The sequence below is a fragment of the Vibrio sp. CyArs1 genome (genome assembly GCF_022432925.1).
Lineage (GTDB): Bacteria > Pseudomonadota > Gammaproteobacteria > Enterobacterales > Vibrionaceae > Vibrio > Vibrio mediterranei.
Window position 1 is genome coordinate 113283 of sequence record NZ_JAKRBO010000007.1, and the last position, 23936, is coordinate 137218.

General features: G+C 43.6%; 24 protein-coding genes. 5 read left to right on the top strand and 19 right to left on the bottom strand.

Annotated elements, in window-relative coordinates:
- Positions 1–11 precede the first annotated feature (11 nt).
- Complete coding sequence (locus MMA19_RS19780) at positions 12–3083, top strand: error-prone DNA polymerase (protein ID WP_240207031.1); 3072 nt, start codon at positions 12–14, stop codon at positions 3081–3083.
- A 286-nt stretch (positions 3084–3369) separates the two neighbouring features.
- Here the strand turns inward: MMA19_RS19780 and MMA19_RS19785 are convergent, their stop codons facing one another.
- The 4 genes from MMA19_RS19785 to MMA19_RS19800 form a co-directional block, all read right to left on the bottom strand.
- Positions 3370–4308 (bottom strand): chemotaxis protein CheV, encoded by a 939-nt coding sequence (locus MMA19_RS19785; RefSeq protein WP_062460368.1) that lies wholly within the window; start codon positions 4306–4308, stop codon positions 3370–3372.
- A gap of 119 nt (positions 4309–4427) precedes the next feature.
- Entirely contained in the window at positions 4428–5645 is a 1218-nt protein-coding gene (locus MMA19_RS19790) for an ROK family protein (protein WP_006075076.1), read from the bottom strand.
- Positions 5646–5879: 234 nt separating this feature from the next.
- Positions 5880–7067: a patatin-like phospholipase family protein gene (locus MMA19_RS19795; protein WP_062460370.1), complete on the bottom strand. Its 1188-nt coding sequence runs from the start codon at positions 7065–7067 to the stop codon at positions 5880–5882.
- Positions 7068–7074: 7 nt separating this feature from the next.
- Positions 7075–7167 (bottom strand): YnhF family membrane protein, encoded by a 93-nt coding sequence (locus MMA19_RS19800; protein WP_096441502.1) that lies wholly within the window; start codon positions 7165–7167, stop codon positions 7075–7077.
- 161 nt (positions 7168–7328) lie between these two features.
- Between MMA19_RS19800 and MMA19_RS19805 the strand changes: the two genes are divergently transcribed.
- The 3 genes from MMA19_RS19805 to MMA19_RS19815 all read left to right on the top strand — a co-directional run bounded on the left by MMA19_RS19805 (position 7329) and on the right by MMA19_RS19815 (position 9964).
- Positions 7329–7916 (top strand): outer membrane beta-barrel protein, encoded by a 588-nt coding sequence (locus MMA19_RS19805; protein ID WP_198557556.1) that lies wholly within the window; start codon positions 7329–7331, stop codon positions 7914–7916.
- A 484-nt stretch (positions 7917–8400) separates the two neighbouring features.
- The gene (locus tag MMA19_RS19810) at positions 8401–9870 is read left to right on the top strand and encodes a sodium-dependent transporter (protein ID WP_240207032.1); all 1470 of its coding nucleotides are present in this window, start codon (positions 8401–8403) and stop codon (positions 9868–9870) included.
- A 1-nt stretch (position 9871) separates the two neighbouring features.
- Positions 9872–9964: a MetS family NSS transporter small subunit gene (locus tag MMA19_RS19815; RefSeq protein WP_006075081.1), complete on the top strand. Its 93-nt coding sequence runs from the start codon at positions 9872–9874 to the stop codon at positions 9962–9964.
- A 63-nt stretch (positions 9965–10027) separates the two neighbouring features.
- On the opposite strand, the gene MMA19_RS19820 is transcribed toward MMA19_RS19815, so the two are convergent.
- From MMA19_RS19820 to yceD, 15 genes are all read right to left on the bottom strand, one after another.
- On the bottom strand, positions 10028–10570 hold the full coding sequence (locus MMA19_RS19820; protein WP_124940878.1) for a hypothetical protein: 543 nt from the start codon (positions 10568–10570) through the stop codon (positions 10028–10030).
- 207 nt (positions 10571–10777) lie between these two features.
- Positions 10778–12211, bottom strand: a complete 1434-nt coding sequence (ptsG, locus tag MMA19_RS19825) for a PTS glucose transporter subunit IIBC (protein ID WP_006075083.1) — start codon at positions 12209–12211, stop codon at positions 10778–10780.
- Positions 12212–12665: 454 nt separating this feature from the next.
- Positions 12666–13433 carry a YchF/TatD family DNA exonuclease gene (locus MMA19_RS19830; RefSeq protein ID WP_124940877.1) on the bottom strand — a complete coding sequence of 256 codons (768 nt, stop codon included), beginning with the start codon at positions 13431–13433 and terminating at the stop codon, positions 12666–12668.
- Positions 13434–13523: 90 nt separating this feature from the next.
- Complete coding sequence (gene holB, locus MMA19_RS19835) at positions 13524–14480, bottom strand: DNA polymerase III subunit delta' (protein ID WP_240207033.1); 957 nt, start codon at positions 14478–14480, stop codon at positions 13524–13526.
- Between the two features lie 3 nt (positions 14481–14483).
- Positions 14484–15122 (bottom strand): dTMP kinase, encoded by a 639-nt coding sequence (gene tmk / locus MMA19_RS19840; protein WP_006075087.1) that lies wholly within the window; start codon positions 15120–15122, stop codon positions 14484–14486.
- The gene (mltG, locus tag MMA19_RS19845; RefSeq protein WP_240207034.1) at positions 15119–16135 is read right to left on the bottom strand and encodes an endolytic transglycosylase MltG; all 1017 of its coding nucleotides are present in this window, start codon (positions 16133–16135) and stop codon (positions 15119–15121) included. Before mltG ends, tmk begins: the two co-directional genes overlap by 4 nt.
- A complete protein-coding gene (pabC, locus tag MMA19_RS19850) occupies positions 16132–16935 on the bottom strand; it encodes an aminodeoxychorismate lyase (protein WP_240207035.1) in 804 nt (267 codons plus the stop codon). Before pabC ends, mltG begins: the two co-directional genes overlap by 4 nt.
- 81 nt (positions 16936–17016) lie before the next feature.
- Positions 17017–18258: a beta-ketoacyl-ACP synthase II gene (gene fabF, locus MMA19_RS19855; RefSeq protein ID WP_006075090.1), complete on the bottom strand. Its 1242-nt coding sequence runs from the start codon at positions 18256–18258 to the stop codon at positions 17017–17019.
- Positions 18259–18352: 94 nt separating this feature from the next.
- Complete coding sequence (acpP, locus tag MMA19_RS19860) at positions 18353–18586, bottom strand: acyl carrier protein (protein WP_004406112.1); 234 nt, start codon at positions 18584–18586, stop codon at positions 18353–18355.
- Positions 18587–18748: 162 nt separating this feature from the next.
- The gene (gene fabG, locus MMA19_RS19865; RefSeq protein WP_240207091.1) at positions 18749–19483 is read right to left on the bottom strand and encodes a 3-oxoacyl-ACP reductase FabG; all 735 of its coding nucleotides are present in this window, start codon (positions 19481–19483) and stop codon (positions 18749–18751) included.
- Between the two features lie 16 nt (positions 19484–19499).
- Positions 19500–20423, bottom strand: coding sequence for an ACP S-malonyltransferase (gene fabD / locus MMA19_RS19870; protein ID WP_038229975.1), 924 nt, complete (start codon positions 20421–20423; stop codon positions 19500–19502).
- Between the two features lie 56 nt (positions 20424–20479).
- Positions 20480–21430, bottom strand: coding sequence for a beta-ketoacyl-ACP synthase III (locus MMA19_RS19875; RefSeq protein ID WP_038229973.1), 951 nt, complete (start codon positions 21428–21430; stop codon positions 20480–20482).
- 5 nt (positions 21431–21435) lie between these two features.
- Positions 21436–22461 carry a phosphate acyltransferase PlsX gene (gene plsX / locus MMA19_RS19880; RefSeq protein WP_031493498.1) on the bottom strand — a complete coding sequence of 342 codons (1026 nt, stop codon included), beginning with the start codon at positions 22459–22461 and terminating at the stop codon, positions 21436–21438.
- Positions 22462–22470: 9 nt separating this feature from the next.
- Entirely contained in the window at positions 22471–22641 is a 171-nt protein-coding gene (gene rpmF, locus MMA19_RS19885) for a 50S ribosomal protein L32 (protein WP_031493499.1), read from the bottom strand.
- Between the two features lie 43 nt (positions 22642–22684).
- Positions 22685–23212, bottom strand: coding sequence for a 23S rRNA accumulation protein YceD (yceD, locus tag MMA19_RS19890; protein WP_031493500.1), 528 nt, complete (start codon positions 23210–23212; stop codon positions 22685–22687).
- Between the two features lie 135 nt (positions 23213–23347).
- Between yceD and MMA19_RS19895 the strand changes: the two genes are divergently transcribed.
- Entirely contained in the window at positions 23348–23932 is a 585-nt protein-coding gene (locus MMA19_RS19895; RefSeq protein ID WP_240207036.1) for a nucleoside triphosphate pyrophosphatase, read from the top strand.
- Positions 23933–23936 lie beyond the last annotated feature (4 nt).

The window sequence follows — 23936 nt, forward strand, 5'->3', positions numbered from 1 at the left end:
GTAAAACAGATATGAAATACGCCGAATTATTTTGCCAAAGCAACTTTTCGTTTTTAACCGGTGCTTCTCATGCTGAAGAGCTAGTATTGCAAGCAGAGTTCTTACAGTATTCCGCTATTGCTATTACGGATGAATGCTCCGTCGCAGGTGTAGTGCGGGCTCATACCGCCATTAAGCAGCATGGTCTATCGCTAAAACAAATCGTCGGTAGCATGTTTTGGCTCAATGATGAGTGTCAGTTCATTTTGCTTAGTCCAACACGGGAAGCCTACGCTGAACTCTGCCGTATTATAACGAATGCTAGACGGCGCTGCGAGAAAGGCGATTACCAACTATCAGAATGGGACATCATGTCATTACGTCATTGTCTTATTCTATGGCTACCGACAGGCAGAGAGTCTGATGTGAGATGGGGTCGCTGGTTGGTACAGTATCACCACCAGCGTCTTTGGATTGGCTTACAACGTCACCTAACTTCCAATGAACATCGCTATATACAACATTGCGAGACACTGTCTGTTGATTTTCAGCTCCCCATTACCGCTTGTGGTGGCGTTTTGATGCACACCGCAACTCGGCTTCCGCTGCAACACACATTAACCGCGATAAAACTCAATACCTCTATCGAAAAAGTATGCAGTCACTTACTGGTTAATACCGAGCGAAGCTTAAGACCCAAAACTAAATTGGAGAAACTGTATCGCTCTGAGTGGTTAAACGAGAGTGTATATATTGCAAGCTTATGTGAGTTTAAGCTCAGCAAACTTCGTTACGAATATCCTAGTGAGCTTATCCCTAACGGCAAAACACCAATGGGGTATCTCAGAGAGTTAGTCGAGCGTGGTAAAGCACAGCGATTCCCCGAAGGACTGCCTTCACATGTAGAGCAAACTATTAATAAAGAATTAGCCTTGATTGAGGAACTGGATTATCCGTTTTTCTTTCTCACTATTCATGACATCGTCATGTTTGCCAAACAACAAGGCATTCTTTACCAAGGACGAGGTTCAGCGGCGAACTCTATCGTCTGTTACTGCTTAGAAATAACCGCTGTTGATCCGAGACAAATCTCGGTCCTGTTTGAGCGTTTCATTAGTAAAGAACGTAATGAGCCGCCCGATATCGACGTTGATTTTGAACATGAGCGCCGCGAGGAGGTAATACAGTACATCTATCAAAAGTATGGACGAGAGCGTGCTGCCCTTGCAGCAACCGTGATCTCTTATCGTTTTAAAAGTGCTGTGCGTGATGTAGGTAAAGCCTTAGGGGTTAGCGACACTCAACTCGATTATTTCATCAAGAACATCAACCGCCGTGATCGCTCACAAGGTTGGCAAGCTCAACTTATCGAGCTAGGGCTGAAGCCTGATTCACTGAAAGGTCAGCAGTTCATTGAGCTCGTCAATGAGATCACAGGTTTTCCACGGCACCTCTCGCAACATGTGGGTGGATTTGTCATTTCATCAGGGCCACTTTATGAATTGGTTCCAGTAGAAAATGCCGCCATGGCTGAACGTACTGTCATTCAATGGGATAAGGATGACCTTGAGAGCCTTGGTCTACTCAAAGTCGATGTCCTTGCCTTGGGAATGCTAACCGCAATCCGCAAATGTTTTCAGCTGATCAATAAACACTACGGTCGAACACTGACCATTGCAGACATCACTCGCCGACAAGATGATCCTAATGTGTATGCCATGATTCAACGCGCCGACACTATTGGTGTATTCCAAATCGAATCACGAGCACAAATGAGCATGTTGCCACGTTTAAAGCCCGCTACGTATTACGATTTGGTCATTCAAATTGCCATTGTGAGGCCCGGGCCGATACAAGGGGATATGGTTCATCCCTTTCTGAAGCGTAGAAACGGAGAAGAAACCATTTCTTACCCTTCCAAAGAAGTCGAATCTGTCCTTTCTCGCACTCTAGGGGTGCCTATTTTTCAAGAACAGGTCATCAAGCTTGCGATGGTTGCAGCAGGGTTCACTGGCGGTGAAGCGGATCAACTACGCAGAGCCATGGCAGCTTGGAAGAAAAATGGCGATTTATTTAAGTTTCGCTCTAAATTGATTCAAGGTATGCAGGCCAAAGGCTATGAGACCGAATTTGCCGAGCGACTATTTGAGCAAATATGTGGATTCGGTGAGTATGGCTTTCCGGAAAGTCACTCAGCCTCTTTTGCTGTGCTTGCTTATTGCAGCGCTTGGCTTAAACACTATTACCCAGATGCTTTTTATACCGCGTTACTCAATAGTCTGCCTATGGGCTTTTACAGCTCATCACAACTGCTCCAAGACGCTAAACGACATCATGTTTCTATTGCCCCGGTGTGCGTCAATTACTCGCAATACCATCACTATTTAAGATCGACACCACAAGGCTTAGTACTACAACTTGGCTTTAGACAAGTTAACGGGCTCAGTGAATCGAGTATGCAACGCCTGCTACAACATAGGCCTCGCGAGGGCTTCACGACAGCCACGCAAATTAAACAGCTTGGCCTGAATCGTCGTGAGTTGGAAATACTCGCTTCAGCTAATGCCCTGAAAGCCATATCAGGGCATCGTTACGCTACACGATGGGCGATGATGGATAATTTACAGGATTTACCCTTGTTTAAAGGGGAGAAGAGTGATGATTCGTCACTCCCCCATCAGCCATCGCCAATTGAAGATATGTTAGAGGATTTCTCTGCAATGAACGTGTCCCTCAATCAACACCCCATCACCCTCTTGGACCAAGCTGGCAAGTTAGGACACTTTACTCGTATGCAGGATCTTACTCTGAAGCCACACAAATCTTTGGTCACCGTAGTGGGTACTGTCACTGGAAAACAGTCACCAGGCACCGCAGCAGGCGTGACCTTTTTTACACTCGAAGATGATACCGGCAATATTAATGTTGTTGTTTGGCAAGCCACCGCAAGAGCTCAGAAAAAACAGTACCTCACCGCTAAAATCCTTAAGGTGAAAGGGATTTTAGAACGTGAGGGGCAAGTCATCCACGTAATAGCTGGACGCTTGATCGATATGACCGAGCAACTTTCTGATCTTAAGGTGCAGTCAAGAGAGTTCCACTGATTGCAAACATAGAACGAAAAAACGGGAGCTATTGCTCCCGTTTTAAATCATATTGAATCATAGATCCGCTTCGACTGCCGCTTCCGTACGTCTTTTTTTCCATTCCTTGAAAATGAGTAAACTTAACGTCATCAAGACCTTAGAAGTTAACCAAATCATTCTGATGGAACAACCTTTAGCTGGTAGTTAAACTGTATTTATGACTCTTATGGTCTTTAACCATAATACAACCAAATTATAGCTCATTTTTAACGTACGGCGTAAATTATTTTGCGATGCAAAACAATTACAATGTCTCTCGCATACGATCTTGCACAACTTCAACTAGTAAATCAGGTTGAAACTTAGAAATAAAACGGTCACAGCCGACTTTCTCTACCATCGCATCATTAAAGCTACCACTAAGCGAGGTATTTAAAGTAATAAACAGATCTCGCATTCTAGGATCACTTCTAACTTCATGCGTCAGCTTGTAGCCGTCCATTTCGGGCATTTCTGCGTCTGTAATCATCATCAATAATTCATTACATACATCAATGCCCTCATCACACCACTGCTTGAGAAGGTTGAAAGCCATCGCACCATCAAAGCACTCTATGATCTCGACGCCAAGCTGATCCAATGTACCTTTCACTTGATTACGAGCCGTGGAAGAATCATCAACGATAAGGATTTTTTTACCTGACAAGTGAGGCAATAAGCTGCGATCAAGGGTATGTTCAGAAATCGACACATCATAGTCGATGATCTCTGCTAGTACTTTTTCAACATCGATGATTTCAACTAGATTGACTTGCTGATTTTCTTCAACCTTGGTGATCGCCGTAAGGTAGTTTGCACGACCTACTGTACGAGGCGGGGGTTGAATCTCTGTCCAAGCAGTATTAACGATATTCTTCACTTCACCAACTAAAAAGCCCTGAACGGAACGATTGTACTCTGTAATAATCAGGTTTTGGTCGCCACCGTCTTTTGCTGGCGGAAAGCCGATAGCACGACGTAAATCAATCACCGGAACGGACTCGCCACGCAGAGAAGCCACTCCGCGAATACTGGAATGAGAGCCAGGAAGCTGAGTTAAGGCAGGAAGCTTTAGCACTTCCTTTACTTTGAATACGTTGATAGCGAACGTTTGACGGCTGTTAAGCGTAAACATTAACAGCTCTAATCTATTTTCTCCCACTAACTGGGTACGCTGATCTACTGAACTTAAAACGCTCGACATGAGGCTTCCTTGGCATAACACGAACTAAAACTCTTATCTCATGTAATCGGCAGGAAGCACAAGAAGTTTACTGACTTTGTATAGAAAAGTATGACCGTCTACAAAAATGGTGAAAAGCCTTATCCTTCAATCACTTTCATCAGAAGCAAGCCATCATATAACGCTTGTTTCACCAAAGCGGCGCCCGGCATTGTTGCTTGTTTATAAAAACGAGACTCGACAAGTTGTAGATCTTGAGTATAAACAGGGAGGCTTTGCTCTGCGATACAACGCTCAATGGCGGGATATAAAATCGATTTCGCTTGGTTGATAACACCACCAATCAATACCTTTTCAGGATTGAAGAGGTTGATGACAATAGCAATAGCAGAACCTAAATGTTCGCCTAATTTCTCTATCACCCCAATCGCTAGAGCGTCACCATTCGCCGCCGCTTCACAAATAGCTTCGACTGTAATGTCTTCGCATTCAGAAAGAACCGACGCTTCGCCTTTCGCTAATCTCTTAGAGACTTCGTCCCTGATAGCTTGTGAACTAGCAACAGTTTCAAGGCAGCCTCTGTTGCCACAGTGACAAGGTGCGCCGTTGCGATCGATCTGGATATGCCCTAACTCACCAATATTACCGTGACGACCTTGTAATACACGACCATCTAATATGATTCCGGCACCTAGCCCGTGGTGAATTGAGATTAACACTGAGTTATCACAATCTTGAGAATGCCCAAAGAGATTTTCCGCTAATGCCCACGCACGGGTATCATTCGCTACGAAAACAGGCAATCCTGTTGCTTTAAAAATTTCCTCGCCAATGTTTAAGTTCTTTACATTGTAATGAGGCATTTGCAACACAATGCCTTGATCGGAATTCACCAAACCGGGCAACGTCAAAGCAATACTGGTGACACGATCAAGTTGCTCATTGTAACTTTCAAAGAAGTCATCAATTTCATAAAGCAGTCTCGCAAGTACATCTTCCTGATCCACTTCATGAATTTCTATTTTGGTATCGATAAGAACGTCGCCGCCAAGCTCGTGCAACGCGATAGATAGGTAGCCTCGCCCCAACCGCATGGAAAGGAACTGCCAACCTTGATTGTTGGTTTGCAATCCAACAGCTGGACGACCTCGACTGGTCGCCTCCTGAACGGTGGTTTCGTGTATTAGGTGTGCATCAATAAGTTCACGAGTGATTTTAGTAATACTAGCCGGAGCCAAACTACTGAGTTTTGATAAATCGATTCGCGAAATAGGCCCAAATTGGTCTATCAGTTTATACACACGACCAGCATTGATCTGCTTGATATGATCAATGTGCCCGGGTTGAGCCATGTACATTTTGCACTCCAAAAAACAACAACCTATTAATTTTTTTACTTTGCGAAGTAATTGTGAAGTAGTTTAATGGATTGCCGTGACAAATATCACGCATATAGATGAATCTTTGGGGCTCAAATCACCATACGACATTGATTGGCAAAGGCATCAATAAAATCTGACGTATAAAAAACAATCAATAGATGATTAAAGAGCTGTTAACAATATCAGCGCTTTTTTCACGACGAACAATAACTAACCTGTTTGAGATGGCAGCCAAAGGTCAGACGTTTCTGAAGCGTTTACTTGAGTGATACTTGCAAGATTATAACGCTCGACAAAACGGAATCCAGCATCGAGCCCAAGTTGATAGTCATGTAGAATATCCTCAGGATCACTCATTAAAGAAGCGGTTTTTAAAGCAACTTCTGGAGCAATTTGTAGTACGAAGCAGTCATCAGGAGGGGTTTTCAAGAACTCTTGAGTTAACGCATATGTTTGGTAATGCACCATGAGCATATCGGCTAACCCAGAATCAAACTTTTCTCCGAATAAATGACTGAGACGGTAAATATCTGCAGCGCCGAACAGCCATCGACCACCGTTAATTAGGTTGAGATGTTGTGCATGCTTACTTTCCTGAGCTTTTAATATTTGGTTATCAAAGAAGCCATTCCAATCATTAGACCAACTTTGTATTTTTTCTTGCCACTGTAGCTGTAAGCCGTTAAGTGACTCCCTGAACCAAGTTGGTGGTTCGGTGGCAACAGGTTGATCATCCACCACTGGAGTATCTTCACCTCCACACTCTTCTGTTCGAATTACGACGATCGTACGGTTCTCTTGTCGCCATGCTTCTTGAACGGGTATTGACGCAGACACCCCTCCATCGATGAATGCTTGTTGATTCAATGTTACCGAACCCTCAAATAAATTGGGAATCGCACTTGTGGCCATCAGCACTTGATACCAATTATCTTGCAACATTGGGAAATAGTGATCTTTGAGAGTCGAAACATCGGTGACCGCTGCGAATGCTCTTCGCTGACCAATGACCCTTCGCCCCATGTCGATATCTAGCTTATACGGATACTCACAAATTCTGTCGAGCGCCCATTCTAAGTTGAGATACTGTTTGCGACGAATAAAACTAAACAGATTAAAAAACTGTGGATCGGTGGTAAGGTCGAGAATAAAAGATTTGCCTAGGCCGGCTTGTCTAGAAAGGTAGGCGCAAATGTTTAAAGCGCCAGCTGAAGTCCCATAAAACTCATCAAATGGGTCAAAATTAGACAGCAAAAAGGCGTCTAGCACACCAGATGTGAAGATACCTCGCTGGCCTCCTCCCTGTGCAACTAACGCCGTTTTACCGCCAATATATTTTTGTAACTGAGCATCATCTATGACGGTTCGGGTATTGGTAATTAACCCAAGATTCGCCATATAAATCTTATGCAGTTAGGATCGCGATAAGTCCAAACGCAACAATGGTGCTGAACGCAACCGTCGTGATCGTCAGAGCTAGTTTAAGATCGTATTCCATAACACCTCCAGTTGTAACATTTTAATTACTATTGTGACATACAATTACAATATACAGGTAACCACTTCAAATTTATGACGTTAATGTCACACTATAATTAAAACTAGTACATCCCAGACATGAATTGTAGCCAATCAGTTCTTATTTATAGGAATGCAAAAATGACATACAGGTTCTTACTGCTCCCCCTTGCCACAACACTCTTAAGCTTTTCCAGTTGTGCCAATGTCATTGTGACACCATTTATTGGCTACTCGATGGGAGGTGCTGCCGAAAACGGTAATGGTGAGAGTTATGATATTTCTCCATCGGCAAATGCAGCATTAGCAATTGAGTTTCCGTTCCGCAATGGACGAATGGGTGTCTTTTACTCTCAGCAAGACTCTTCATTAGATACCTTAAACTTGGACTCTCGAATTCAATACCTCCAGTTTCAAAGTAGCGCCGAGTATCGAGTTAACGACCAAACCTCTACATATATCGGAGCAGGGCTTGGTGCCTCTCATACTTCTGGGGAGTGGGCTAAGTCACACACTGGATTTGCGGCAAGTATATTTGGTGGAATGGAGTACCATCTAACCAAGAACCTCGCTTTAAACGGGCAAATCCGTTGGCAAGGAACTGCGGTGAGCAACGAAACTATATCTATTTGTAACTTGCCGACAGAAGATCAAAGCTGTCTTATCGGTTTTAAAACCAAATGGATGAATCAGTTTCAAACTAACTTTGGCATCAGTTTCAGATTCTAACGTTTCCGTTAACAACTTTAATACATTCCGAGAACTTTTATGCTACACAGCAACGTGTAACAAGATAAAATCACAGGAAATTATTAAGAATATTTCGCTGTATTTTATAAAAGATAAAAGAAGTAGAGAACGCAATATTCCCACCAATTTAGTATATAAAGCTAACATTACACCACTATACAATATTAATCACCAAGAACCAATCCAAGCCAGAACAGTGAAATCTATTGCGATCAAGTAATAACGGCGTTACTCTGATTTTAATTTGTAGCTAAATGTTTCACTAGTAAGCATTAGAAAGCACAAAATCCAGTCGTATCATCTATTTAAATTAGCATGTGCCGAGTAATATTCAAAATAAGAACCATATTAGAAAATATATCATTTGAATATTTATTAATAAGCAGAAATTTCCATTACAGAATAATAATTGGATTTGAGTATAGATGAGGCCATGTAGAAGATTCACTAAAAGGAGTTAATTATGAAACGTGAACAGTGGGGATCTCGAGCGGGATTCATACTTGCAGCGGTAGGTTCAGCCATTGGACTTGGTAATATCTGGCGTTTCCCTTATATGGCTTATGAAAATGGCGGTGGCGCGTTCTTTATTCCCTATTTGTTCGCCATGATTACCGCCGGTATCCCCTTCATGATCTTAGAGTTCAGTATGGGTCAAAAGTATCGCGGCTCTGCGCCAGCAACCTTGGCTAAAATCAACAGCAAATTTGAATGGCTAGGTTGGTTTCAAGTGGGTGTCGCCGCGACCATCGCCGTTTACTATGTGGCGGTTATTGGATGGGCTATTTCATACTTCGGTATGTCTTTCACGCAAAGTTGGGGAACTGATACCAATGCATTTTTCTTCAGTGAATACTTGCAGCTTGGTGACAACTCTCCGAGTAACCTTGGTGATATTCAATGGAAAATAGCAGGGTCGATGCTTATTGCTTGGGCCATTACATATGCGGCAATTGCAGGCGGCGTTAAATCTGGTATTGAGCGTGCAGCGAAAATCATGATGCCAATACTGTTTATCATGGTATTACTGCTGATCGGTCGTATGATTTTCCTTCCAGGCGCACTGGATGGCGTCAACTATATGTTTGAACCTGACTTCAGCAAGATTTGGGATGTAAAAGTTTGGGCAGCCGCCTATGGGCAGATCTTCTTCACGTTGAGCATTGGCTTTGCCATCATGCTCGCCTACTCCAGTTACTTACCCGAGAAGTCAGATATCACCAATAATGCGTTTATGACAGTCCTTATTAACTGCGGCTTCTCAATCCTAGCAGGTATCATGATTTTCTCTGTTTTGGGCTATATGGCACAAGAACAAGGTAAACCTTTGACTGAGGTCGTTACCGCAGGGGTTGGTCTTGCATTTGTAACTTTACCAGCAGCGATTAACTTACTACCAGCTCCATATATCCTAGGGCCACTTTTCTTCTTCGCACTTGTGATTGCAGGTTTAAGCTCACACATTTCTATTATGGAAGCAGTGACATCTGCCGTCATCGACAAGCTAAAGTGGCGTAGAAATAAAGCGGCAAGCGTTATCTGTGGTGCAGGCTTAGTTATCTCTATGGCCTTCGCCACTAATGGAGGTCTACTACTGCTTGACCTTGTCGACCATTTCGCAAATAACGTTGGTATCGTAGCAAGCTGCCTAATCGAAATTATACTTATGGCTTGGTTGCTAAAAATTGCTGATGTACGAAACTATGTCAATCAAATATCTGACTTCACTATTGGTACTTGGTTCGACGTATGCCTTCGATTCATTACTCCTGTCATCCTAGCAATTATCGTCGCCACGAAGTTTAAGACTCTCTTTACCGAAGGCTACGGTGGTTACGACCAATCGGATCTGCTTTTGTTAGGATGGGGGCTCATGGGGCTACTCGTTGTGGTCGGAATTGTGATTAATTTAACCAGTAAGAAAGAGGCTTAATATGACAGTCAGCGCAATCTTTATGATGGTTTTAGGGCTTGGTATCACATGGGGTGGTGCATCCTACTGCATTAAGAAAGCCATGGATAAATAACCCAAAATTTATTTTTAAACAAAAATGCCAGCATCTAAATGCTGGCATTTTTTATGATTCAATTTAGAAGCTGTACCTAACACCGATACCCGCCCCAATACCTAACTTCAAATCACTATTATCAAACATCAGATTTGGGGTTAATTGAGCGTAAGCGTCCCAACTACGTGCAAAAGGGAGTTCTACGCCAAGTGCCACGCGCGGTCCAAATTTATCAGAGCGTTGAATTTGACCACCGACGCCAGCAAACCAGCTAAACGGTACGTCTCCACCAAATTGTCCACGACTAAAGATATAGTCAGCAGCAACGCCATCGTTACCCACGGCAAAGTTAACGGTATTATTGATTTGGCCAACTATACTTAATCCTTGATCCAATCCCATACCGATCTTGAAGCCAGAGTTACCGCTGCTGCGCGATGAGCTTCTAGACTGATTAGATTTTTGATTACTTTGAGCCGGTTTACTTGTCGCAGGAGTTGCAGTTTGATTTTCTTCAACAATTTGCCATTGCTCTTCACCGCCAGCAGTATTGCTTGCAAACGTTGCGAATGACGAAATGGTAGCCATAGTAAATACCACTACCAAAGGGAATTTTATTTTCATAGGTTTGCTCTCTGATTGATCATGCCTGCTCTTCTGTTTAACTGAGAGCTTGTGTCTTCTGGCATGTAAGTTGGAATAACGGCATTCTAGAGAGGCAAGTAGTCCGAATGTCATGACAAGGAAAACAGAGAGCAAGAATTTCCACTCCATACGATCAAAAAAAGGGAAGCAAATGCTTCCCTTTTCAATTTTTATTGGACGTGTTGATTAGCCGTGGTTACGAATCCACTCGTCCATATCTGTTTTCAGGTTATCTGACTTAGTACCGAAGATAGCTTGAACACCACCTGATACTACAACTACACCTGCTGCACCAAGTTGCTTAAGCTTGTCTTGGTCAACGATTTCAGTGTCAGCTACCGCTACACGTAGACGAGTAATACATGCGTCTAAGCCTGTGATGTTAGCTTTACCACCGAATGCCGCAACTAGTTCACCAGCCATTTCGTTACCAGAAACTGCTGCAGCTGCATCTTCAGACTCGTCTTCACGACCTGGAGTCTTAAGGTCCATTGCAGTGATAACGGTACGGAATACAAAGTAGTAGATTGCCGCGTAAACTAGACCAACACCAATCATCAGACCCATCTTCTGAGCGTGGCCAGAAAGAACTAGGAAGTCGATTAGGCCGTGTGAGAATGAAGTACCGTGTACAAAGCCTAGAGTGTTAGCAACAACGTATGCAGAACCAGCTAGTAGAGCGTGGATTGCGTATAGTACTGGAGCAACGAATAGGAATGAGAATTCGATTGGCTCAGTAATACCTGTTAGGAACGATGTTAGTGCTGCAGAAGCCATGATACCCATAACTTTTGCGCGGTTCTCTGGTTTAGCACAGTGTGCAATAGCGATTGCAGCAGCTGGTAGACCGAACATCTTGAACATGTAACCACCCGCTAGCTGACCGAAGCCATTACCAGCAGCACGAGATGCATCGTCTGCAACTAGGTAACAAGTTAGTACGCCGTTTTGAGTTTCGCCCGCTGCGTTTACACAAGTACCTGCTTCGAAGAAGAATGGTACGTTCCAAACGTGGTGTAGACCGAATGGGATTAGAGAACGCTCAACAACACCGTAGATACCGAATGCTAGTTGTGGGTTTTGCTCAGCAGCCCAGTGAGAGAATGCACCGATTGCAGAGCCGATTGGTGGCCATACGATAGACAGTACGATACCTAGTGCGATTGCAGTGAAACCAGTGATGATTGGCACAGCACGCTTACCAGCGAAAAAGCCAAGGTATTCTGGAAGCTGAATTTTGAAGAAACGGTTGAATGCCCAAGCAGCCACACCACCGACAAGGATACCACCTAGTACACCTGTATCGATTTTTTCAACACCCATTACGCCAGCCATAACGCTTAACGTAGCAGTCATGATGCCGTAACCAACGATTGCAGCAAGACCTGCAACACCATCGTTGTTAGTGAAGCCTAGTGCAACACCCACAGCGAATAGAAGAGCCATTTGGCCAAATACCGAACCACCAGCTTGTTCCATAAGATTAGAAACAACATCTGGGATGAAGCCAAGGTTGGCAGCACCTACCCCAAGTAGAATACCTGCAACTGGTAGTACCGATACTGGTAGCATCAGAGACTTACCAACTTTTTGCAGGTTAGCAAAAAGGTTCTTAAACATGTTTATGCTCCTGATAAAGTTATTAGTTTATGGGCTCTAACGGCACACCCCCGTAGCCTTAAATGTTAGCACCCATAGAAAATGTAACCACGAATTGAATTATATTTTCTGCCTCTAAATATATATTGATGCTCCTCATGGTTTCTACACACTTACGAAATTTAGTTTCAAAACTACGCTTAGATCACAGTTCATCGGCCAAAATGTAATGCTTTACAATTTACATAAACTATTGTTTTTATTGATATTAATATTAGCATCAATTAATTTTACGCAGTGAATAAAATACACACTTAAGTTATTTTACGTAACATAATTACAGTTTGTGCAGACTAACTACTTTTTTCTCAACAGATTTGGTGAACATTAACTTTTTTTGACTTTTTCAATTTTTGAAAACAAAAAAGACGCATATTGCGTCTTTTTTAATCACTCCTAGCAAGAAACTTAATTTTTATCGCAAAAATAGATCATGATAGTTTTGGGTTGTTTTTTCACCGACTTCTTTAAGTGAAACCCCTTTTAGCTGTGCTATGTATGCTGCAACTTCAACTACATAAGCTGGTTGATTCTCTTTCCCTCGATGAGGAACTGGAGCTAGGTAAGGCGAATCCGTTTCAATAAGCAGTCGCTCTAAAGGTAGCTGTTTAACCACCTCTTTCAGCTCTTTGGCTTGTCTAAAAGTGACAATTCCAGAGATAGAGATGTAGAAGCCTAACTCCATCGCAGCCTGAGCAAATGGCAAATCTTCTGTAAAACAATGTATGACACCACCACACTTTTCAGCCGAACCATTTTTCAGAATAGCTAGAGTGTCTTCACGTGCGTTTCTAGTATGAATAATCAGAGGTTTATTAACCTCAACCGCTACCTCTACCTGTTGCTCAAACCGGGTTTTCTGAAGGGCGGCTGTTTCAGGTTGATAGTGGTAATCCAGCCCTGTTTCACCAATAGCAACCACTCGGTTATGCGAGGCATATTGCTTAAACAGTTCAAGAGAGAAGTCACTCTCAACGTCTAATGGATGGACACCACAAGAGGCCATAACCTCTGGATACGGTTCGATTAATTCCAACATCTTTGGAAATGAACCTAATGTCACACCCACTGATAACAACTTCTCGACATTCGCTGCTTTAGCTTTCTGAATAACATCTTGAATGCCCAAATGGACATCGTCATAGTCGAGTTTGTCTAAGTGGCAGTGGGAATCTACAAACATAATTTTCTAACTTAAATTTGATAATGATGAACGAGCTTTAGCATTACCAACCCCGTTCAACGTAATATAGCGCGATGACTAATTCTAGACTTAGTTCAACCCATAAAGCCAATCGGCCACGAGTAATTCAGTGTTAAGGCCAGGGAAAGAACGTAATTGCTCGCTTAGGGCCTGTAAAGACTGAGAATGCGTATATAGGCTTTCGTAACCGTATACTTCAGCAATTTGGCTCGCTTCAGGTAAAGACGTTCGAATATCAATACCTAAGGAAGATTTTTGAGCACAGCTAAGAAGTAGCCACAACCAATTGAGCTGGGTAGAGAGCTCGCTACTATTCTTCATTAGCGTTGTAATAAATTCATTAGTATCTAAACCATCACTACGAATAAAACCGATGAAGGCTCCAATTAACGCTTGATACTCTTTATCTTGTCCCGACTCTACAAACTGACGCGTTGAAATAGGTTCAAAATGGCAAAGTAGTGCCGAATGACGAGGAACGGACTTTCCTATCTCTTGGCTAACCCAGTCAATACACATTTGTTCGGAAGGCGATGAAACATGCCAAACTTCACAACGACTTCTGATCGTTGGCAGCAATAACTTGGTGTTCTCAGTCGACAAAATAAATAAACATTGCGCCGGTGGCTCTTCGAGTGTTTTTAACAGCGCATTAGCGGCCGAGGCATTCATACGATCGGCTTGAGGAATAACAATAACTCGATAATGACCAAACTGAGAAGACTCTAATGCCCACTTGTTTGCTTGTCGTATCTGCTCAACGGATAATGATTTCTTGTCTTTCTCGGGAAGCACATAGTGAACATCAGGATGTCCACTAGCCTTAAGTAAATCGCAACAATGGCAGAAACCGCAAGGTTCAGACTTGTCGTTTTGACACATCAGCCCTGCAACGTATCGTTCAATCATTGACTCCGGAGCTAAGCCTACCTTAGCTTGAATCAACATCGCTCCGGGCACGTGCTGTCGTTCAAGGTTATCCTTAAGCTTCGACCAAGTTGGTACTAACCATGGATAGACTTGCATAGATTACCCTTTTTGCTTTGCTAACCAAGTACGCACAGCTTGCTGGATCGAGTGCTGTACGTCTTCAATCTTCTGGCTTGCGTCAATAATGGCAACTGACTCATCATTATTCGCCATTTCAAGATAGCGCTCACGGGTACGCTCAAAGAAACTAATGTCCATTTTTTCGATTCGGTCGAGTTCACCTCGTCCACGTGCACGCTCAAGACCTAGACGTGGGTCGATGTCCAGATACAAAGTAAAATCGGGCTTGAATTCACCAATGGCAATATGCTTTAGGGAAGTCATCACAGCTTGGTCAATTTCACGACCACCGCCTTGGTATGCTTGTGAAGACATGTCATGTCTATCACCAATTACCCAAGCACCTTTTGCTAAGGCCGGCTTGATCACTGTCTCAACCAACTGAATACGTGATGCATACATCAACAGTAACTCAGCGCGGTCTTGCAGCGGCTCGCCTTCGTGTTCTTCTTTGACCAAGGCTCGCATTTTTTCTGCTAGGACAGTCCCTCCAGGTTCGCGTGTATTAACGATGTCCTGAATGCCAGCTGCATCCAACTCAGCTCGCAACGTACTGATCGCAGTGCTTTTCCCTGCACCTTCTAGTCCTTCAATAACGATAAATTTTGCTTGGCTCATTTTTTACTTCTTAATTGTCTTAAGTATTGTTGGACCGCTCTATTGTGGTCTCGTAGATTTTTAGAAAATACATGTCCACCTGTACCGCTCGCAACAAAGTACAAGTAATTACTATCTTCTGGATTTACTGCAGCTAGGATAGACGCTTTGCCTGGCATAGCAATTGGCGTAGGTGGCAAGCCATTGATGACATAAGTGTTATATGGAGTTGCTTCTCGGAGATCTTTCTTTCTAATATTGCCATCATAACGATCGCCCATTCCGTAAATAACGGTAGGATCGGTTTGAAGTCGCATACGCTTATTGAGTCGATTCACGAAGACGGACGCCACTCGCTCTCTTTCTGATGGTACCGACGTTTCTTTTTCAATGATTGAAGCGAGTATTAGCGCCTCATAGCTATTCTTTAAAGGTAATTTGTCTTGTCGAGCGTCCCAACTCTGCTCTAGGATAACATTCAGCTTTCGATGAGCACGCTTCAAGATGTCTAAATCGCTATCACCAACAGAATAATGATAGGTCTCAGCGAGAAAAAGCCCTTCTAGCTTTTCACGTTCAATACCCAATTGCTGCGCAATTTCAGCTTCTGTTAACGCATCAGTCTGATGCTCAAGATATTCTGCTTGTTTGAACTGCTCTCGCCACTCTTTGAAAGTAGACCCTTCGATAAAAGTGATCGCGAGTTGATATTCTTTGCCATCAATGATTGCGTTGAGTGCTTGCTCAAACGTCATCCCGGGTAGGACTTCGAAGGTACCCACTTTTATTTGAGTCAAGTTCGGGTGAAAACGACGAACAAGAGATGCAAACTGAGTAGGCTTAATCCACTGGTCGTCTAAAAATGTTGAGATAACCGTATTGAGATTATTACCACGCTCCACGGTAACAAGATGTGGTTGTTCAATATTCAACGGCTGAGCAATAAATTCGTTTACGCTCTGTTTAACATATAAAAAGCCACCTAAAGCAATTGCTCCTAAAACAACCACTGTAAACAAAAACTTCTTTATCACTGACCTAACTTCTCCTGAATACGTCTTGTCATGTTTCCAATAGGGAATTGAGCATCCTGAATTTTGGTTACGGGCGCAACCCCTAAAATACAATTGCTAACGAATATCTCATCTGCGGACATCAATGTGTTGAGCTTAAACGAGTCGATTAAGATTGGCAGCTCGTCTTGATTTACTACTCGTAAAACTTCTTCACGCATAACGCCTTCTACTCCGGCCATATCAAGACTTGGCGTGTGAAGCACACCATCCTTAAACCAAAAGATATTTGCCATTGTGGTTTCGATTACGTTGCCGTTAATATCCAACACGATGCCGTCCAGACGATCACTACGTTCAACTTGTTCCTTTGCAAGGATTTGCTCCAGACGATTGTTATGCTTTAATCCCGCCAGCAACGGGTTTAACCCCAATGCGACATCACAAAGTGACAGTTCAAGGCCGACCTGACGTAATTCGATATAACCAACAGGGAAATCGAACTGGCTTAGAGTAATCAAGGGGCCTCGATTTACACTAGGGCTATAACCTCGCCCTCCTTCACCACGGCTTACATGTATTTTGATGCCGGCCATTGCTTTGCGTGACACAACTCGCTCAAGTTCAACCTTCATCTGCTGCCAATCTACGGGTGCCATCTTCAGACGCAGTAGAGCCCGTTCCATTCGCTTCACATGCTGATCCCACAACTGCAGTTTGCCTGACTTAGTCAGAATCGTTGTAAAGCAACCGTCACCATATTGAAAACTTCTGTCCGTAACTGAAACATGGTCGACTTGATTTCCATCACGCCAAAACATAGTTCTTCCTTTAAAAACAAAACGGCTTAATGCTAAGCATCAAGCCGTTTGAATACAAGTGTCTTGTACGATTACCGCGGGTTACATCTTTTTGAAAATCAATGAACCGTTAGTACCGCCAAATCCAAATGAGTTACAAAGTGCATATTCCATGTCAACTTTGCGTGCAGTATGTGGAACTAGGTCTACATCGCACTCAGGGTCTGGATTATCTAGGTTAATCGTTGGTGGGACAATTTGATCTACCAAAGACATTATAGTGATGATCGCTTCCGCTGAACCAGCTGCGCCTAGCAAGTGGCCTGTCATCGATTTTGTCGATGATACTAGCACTTTTTTCGCACCTTCTTCGCCAAGAGCACGTTTAATGCCTTTGATCTCAGCAACGTCACCAGCTGGTGTTGAGGTACCGTGAGCGTTCACATAACCGATTTGTTCACCAGTAATGCCTGCATCACGAAGTGCAGCTTCCATAGCCAAAGCGCCACCAGAACCATCTTCACTTGGTGAAGTCATATGGTAAGCGTCGCCACTCATACCAAAACCAACAAGCTCGGCATAAATTTTCGCACCACGTGCTTTAGCATGCTCATACTCTTCAAGAACGATCATGCCTGCACCGTCACCCAATACGAAGCCATCGCGGTCAACATCCCAAGGACGTGACGCTTTTTGTGGTTCATCGTTACGAGTAGATAGCGCTTTAGCTGCACCAAAGCCTGCCATACCAAGTGGAGTTGAAGCTTTTTCTGCACCACCAGCTACCATTGCTTCAGCGTCACCATATGCAATCATACGTGCAGCATGACCGATATTGTGAAGGCCAGTCGTACATGCAGTAGAGATTGCGATGTTAGGACCACGAAGACCAGCAAGAATAGAAAGTTGGCCAGCAACCATGTTTACGATAGTCGAAGGTACAAAGAAAGGGCTTACACGACGAGGGCCTTTAGTTACCAACGCTTGATGTCCCGCTTCGATTAGGTCAAGACCACCAATACCAGAACCAATAGCTACACCGACACGGTGTTGGTTTTCTGGTGTGACTTCTAGACCAGAGTCTTTGAGAGCGTGCATGCCTGCTACGATGCCGTATTGGATAAACAAATCCATTTTCTTAGCATCTTTTTTAGACACGTATTCACTACCATCAAAGTCTTTTACTAAGCCAGCGAAACGAGTTGAAAAATCGGTTGTATCGAAATGTTCAATATTTACGATACCACTCTTACCCTCCAAAAGGGCTTTCCATGAAGATTCTACGGTGTTGCCTACCGGTGACAACATACCCATGCCAGTGACAACAACACGACGCTTGGACACGATTTTATTCTCCGGGATATTTGTGATTCTATTTGAAAGGATAGAAGACGTTTAAAAAAACACAGGCGGCCAGAAGGCCGCCTGGAAAGAGATATTACTGAGCGCTGTTTACGTAGTCGATAGCAGCTTGAACAGTAGTGATCTTCTCAGCTTCTTCATCAGGAATCTCAGTGTCGAATTCCTCTTCTAGAGCCATTACTAGCTCAACTGTATCTAGAGAATCTGCACCTAGATCGTCAACGAAAGAAGCTTCGTTCTTAACTTCTGCTTCGTCTACACCTAGCTGTTCAACAATGATTTTCTTTACGCGTTCTTCGATGTTGCTCATTTTTCTTTTCCTTTACAGATTTCGCTTTATGCGATGTTTCCGTAGTTTATTCGAACTATTGAAAGTTGCAAGGGGGTCCTTGCTGGTCAAACCACAATTTTAGCGAATTTAACCGAAATTCAGCACATTTTTGACTTAAATCATGCACAAATGTTGCACAGATCAAACCATGTACATGCCACCATTTACGTGAAGTGTCTCACCTGTGATGTATGCCGCTTCTGGCGATGCAAGGAATGCAACGGCAGATGCAATTTCACGAGGGTCACCTAAACGACCAGCAGGTACGTTGGCTAGTGTAGCAGCTCGTTGCTCATCATTCAGTGCTTTTGTCATATCTGTTTCGATAAAACCTGGTGCAACTGTGTTCACGGTCACACCGCGAGATGCAACTTCACGTGCCATTGACTTAGTAAAACCAATTACGCCTGCTTTCGCTGCCGCGTAGTTCGTTTGACCTGCGTTACCCATAGTACCAACAACAGAACCTACGTTGATGATGCGACCTTGACGCTTCTTCATCATACCGCGTAGTACTGCTTTAGACAGACGGAAGATAGACGTTAGGTTAGTATCCATGATATCTGTCCACTCGTCGTCCTTCATACGCATAAGAAGGTTGTCGCGCGTGATACCAGCGTTGTTTACAAGAATGTCGATCGCACCAAAATCAGCGTTGATCTGCTTTAGTACTGCTTCGATTGAGTCGGCATCTGTCACGTTTAGTGCCAAACCTTTACCATTCTCACCTAAATACTCGCTGATCGCCGCAGCACCATTTTCAGATGTTGCTGTACCGATTACTGTTGCACCGCGCTCTACCAATAGCTCAGCAATTGAGCGACCGATACCACGGCTAGCACCTGTTACTAAGGCAATTTTGCCTTCAAGGTTCATCATTATCGCGTTCCTTTTATTTTACCGCTTCAAGTGACGCAGCATCGTTTACTGCTGCAGCACTCAATGTCTTAACGATTCGCTTCGTTAGACCCGTTAGTACTTTACCTGGACCAAGTTCCAGCAATTTCTCTACGCCTTGCTCGCTCATTTTCTCAACACCTTCAGTCCAACGAACTGGGCTGTAAAGTTGACGAACTAATGCATCTTTGATTTTCGCTGGGTCAGTTTCAGCGGCAACATCAACATTGTTAATCACTGATATTTCTGGCGTATTAAATTCAAGCGCGTCTAGAGCAACTGCGAGTTTATCGGCAGCAGGCTTCATCAGTGCGCAGTGAGATGGTACTGACACAGGTAAAGGAAGCGCACGTTTTGCACCTGCTTCTTTACAAAGTGCTCCAGCACGTTCTACTGCCGCTTTGTTACCAGCGATAACAACTTGACCTGGAGAGTTAAAGTTAACTGGAGAAACGACTTCCCCTTGAGCAGCTTCTTCGCAAGCTTTAGCAATAGACTCATCATCAAGACCGATGATCGCATACATTGCACCAACACCTGCTGGTACTGCTTCTTGCATTAATTGGCCGCGAAGCTCAACCAGTTTGATCGCTTCTTTAAAATCGATAACACCAGCACAAACTAATGCAGAGTACTCACCAAGACTGTGACCTGCCAAAAGAGCAGGCTGTTCTAGTCCTTGCTCCTGCCATACACGCCAAATAGCAACTGAAGAGGCTAGCAATGCTGGCTGTGTACGGTGAGTTTGGTTTAGATCTTCAGCAGGGCCATTCTGAACAAGTGCCCATAAGTCATAACCTAGCGCCTCAGATGCTTCAGCAAATGTTGCTTTAACTACATCATATTGCTCGCCCAGTTCTGCAAGCATTCCAACTGTTTGTGAACCCTGACCAGGGAACACGATTGCAAAATTACTCATCGTTATTTCCTTAAACAACGCAATCTAAATTAGTATTGGTTTGGATTTTGCTGGGATTAGAAGCGAACAAGCGCCGATCCCCAAGTAAATCCACCACCAAAGGCTTCTAGCAACAGATTTTGTCCACGTTTAATGCGGCCATCACGTACTGCTTCATCTAGTGCAGTAGGAACTGTTGCCGCAGAGGTATTACCGTGACGATCAAGGGTAACCACCACTTGATCCATCGACATACCAAGCTTTTTAGCTGTTGCTGAAATAATTCGATAGTTCGCTTGATGCGGAACAAGCCAGTCTAGTTCGGACTTATCCATATCATTTGCCGCTAATGTGTCTTTGACCAGCTTTGACAATTGTGTCACCGCAACCTTAAAGACTTCATTGCCTGACATATTTAGCCATTTATCCAGCTCACCACCGCGTACTGGCATCTCAAGACTTAACAAGTCTCCAAATCGACCATCAGCGTATAGGTGAGTAGAAATAATGCCAGGTTCTTCGCTAGCACCCAGTACGACTGCGCCTGCAGCGTCGCCGAACAGAATAATAGTAGAACGATCAATATCTTCAACTGTCTTCGATAAGCAATCAGAGCCGATAACTAAAACATTTTTAGCCATACCAGAGCGAATATGCTGATCGGCGACTGACAGTGCATAAACGAAACCAGTACATGCTGCCGCCATATCAAATGCGGGACAACCTTTAATACCAAGTTTTGCTTGAACTTGACATGCAGATGATGGGAAAGCATGGCTACTGCTGGTCGTTGCTACGATAATGAGATCAATGTCATCTTTATCGATACCAGCCATTTCGATAGCTTTTATCGAAGCTTCGTAGCCCATATCTGCAACAGTTTCGTCTTCTGCGGCAATTCGTCGCTCTTTGATACCTGTGCGAGTTACGATCCATTCATCTGTCGTATCTACCATTTTCTCTAGATCCGCGTTAGTACGGACCTGAGATGGCAGGTAGCTGCCTGTACCTAAAATTTTGCTATACATGAAGACTAATACTGCCTCTCGAGTAACACTGCTTCTAGACGATCGCTGATTTGGTTCGGGACTTGGCGTTTAACCTCGTGAACCGCTTCGCCTATTGCATGAACAAGTGCTGAAATATCAGCACTTCCGTGGCTTTTTATGACAATGCCGCGCAATCCTAACAAACTTGCCCCGTTATACTGGTCGGGGTTCAGTGTTTTCACCTCAGTTATGAGATCGGAAAACAATATTCTTGCTATCCATCCTTTCCATGTAGAGGCGGTTAGTTTTGCTTTTAGTTTATCTAAAATGAGTTGAGCCGTTCCTTCGCACGCTTTCAACGCTGTGTTTCCAACAAATCCATCGCAAACAACAACATCAGCAGCGTCGTGTAACAACTCATTACCTTCGACGAAACCAATATAGTTTATAGATTGCGTTTGGGTAAGCATTTCAGCGCAACGTTTCACAAGATCGTTGCCTTTTATTTCTTCAGCGCCAATATTTAGAATGGCAACTTTTGGTTTTCTGCCCAAATGCTGTTCTGCTAGTGCACTGCCCATGACCGCAAACTGAAAGAGAGAATCTGCATCGACCGATGCATTGGCACCTAAGTCGAGCATCCACGTTTTGCTGCCCGATACCGTCGGCAACGCAGTGACTAAAGCAGGCCTATCAATACCTGGTAATAGTTTCAGTCTGAAGCGAGATAACGCCATTAATGCGCCAGTATTACCGCTGCTTACGCAAGCATCAGCGTTTTCTGACTCAACGAGATCAATCGCAATACGCATTGAGGTATCGTGACTGTTTCTAAGCGCAAAGGAAGGCTTTTCTGAATTCGAGATGACTCGGTCACTATGCATTACCTCTAAACGGGTACTGCGTTGGTAACCTAGTTGATTGAGTTGTGTATTTATCGACGGTTCGTCGCCGACAAGAACCACTTTTAGCTCTGGGAAAAGCGACAATGCCTGCACGGCGGCAGGCACTGTTACGGAAGGACCGAAATCCCCGCCCATTGCATCAAGTGCAACGGTTATATTATGCAAAGGTCAACCTTACTTGTTGATAACCTTTTTGCCACGGTAGTAACCGTCAGCAGTCACATTGTGACGTAGGTGAGTTTCACCTGAAGTTGCGTCTACAGATAGTGCAGCTGAAGTTAGCGCATCATGTGAACGACGCATGCCACGCATAGAACGTGACTTCTTGCTTTTTTGTACGGCCATGGACCCTACTCCTATGTTAGTAATTTAAACGTCAGTAACTGTGTTACTCACGCTTTAAGCTCTTTAAAACATCAAATGGATTTGGCTTATCTTCTGGAACCTCTTCCGGAATATCTCCAAAAACCATGTTGTTTGAGTCAACGCTACAATCTGCTATATCGTGCATTGCGACTTGAGGCAGGTTTAAGATGAACTCGTCTTCAACTAATTGTATGAGATCGACCTCACCGTACTCATTAAGATCTACCAAATCGTAATCTTCCGGTGCATCCTCTTCACTTTTCTCACTATAGTAAGGAGTGTAAGTGAATTGGACTTCACACAGGTGTGTGAAAATCTCATTACAACGCTGACATTCCAAATCAACTTCGATGTTAGCTTTACCAGAGATAACAACGAGTCGCTGTTCATCATGCCCAAAGGACAATGTCACTTCAGCATCGCGTTTTACGCTACTAACTGACTCGCTCAGACGCTTAAAAAGACTTACTTGGATGATGCCATCAAAGTCCAATCTTTTCTGTGCTGTCTTACCCGGGTCAACAGTTCGCGGTATTTTTACCTTTTGCATAGGGCGCGAATATTATCTTCCAAAACGGATTTAGTCAAAGAAAAAGGCTAAAAAGTTGTACTTTTTTTGCCTACAGATTAAGAATCTAACATTATGTCTAGAATCTGCAATTATGATAAGAAAAACTGTCCCAAAATGAAAACAATTCAACTCATTTTAGCCTCAACGTCTCCGTACCGTGCGGAGCTTCTATCCAAATTAGGTATCGACTTTGAAGCCATTGCCCCAAACGTTGAAGAAACTGCACAAGAGCATGAAACGGCAACAGAGCTTGTTCAGCGGCTTGCATTGGAAAAAGCGAGTGCGTTAAAGAACGAAAAAGACGCCGTCATTATCGGCAGCGATCAAGTTTGCGTCATCGATGGCAATATCATCGGCAAACCGTTGACTCGCAGCAATGCGATACACCAGCTCCAACAGCAAAGTGGAAAAACTGTTCGATTCTATACTGGACTGGCAGTCTACAACACCAAGACTCAGCACTCGGAGTCCGTTGTTGATACCTTTGATGTGACGTTTCGAAAGTTAACGACCATCCAAATCGAGCGTTATGTCGATATGGAACAACCACTATACTGTGCCGGAAGTTTTAAGAGCGAAGGGCTCGGTATCACGTTATTTAGTCAACTCAATGGTAAAGATCCAAATACTTTAGTCGGACTACCTCTCATTGACCTTGTCACTCTCTTAGCGAAACAAGGCATTTCTCCACTAGCTTAAAAAC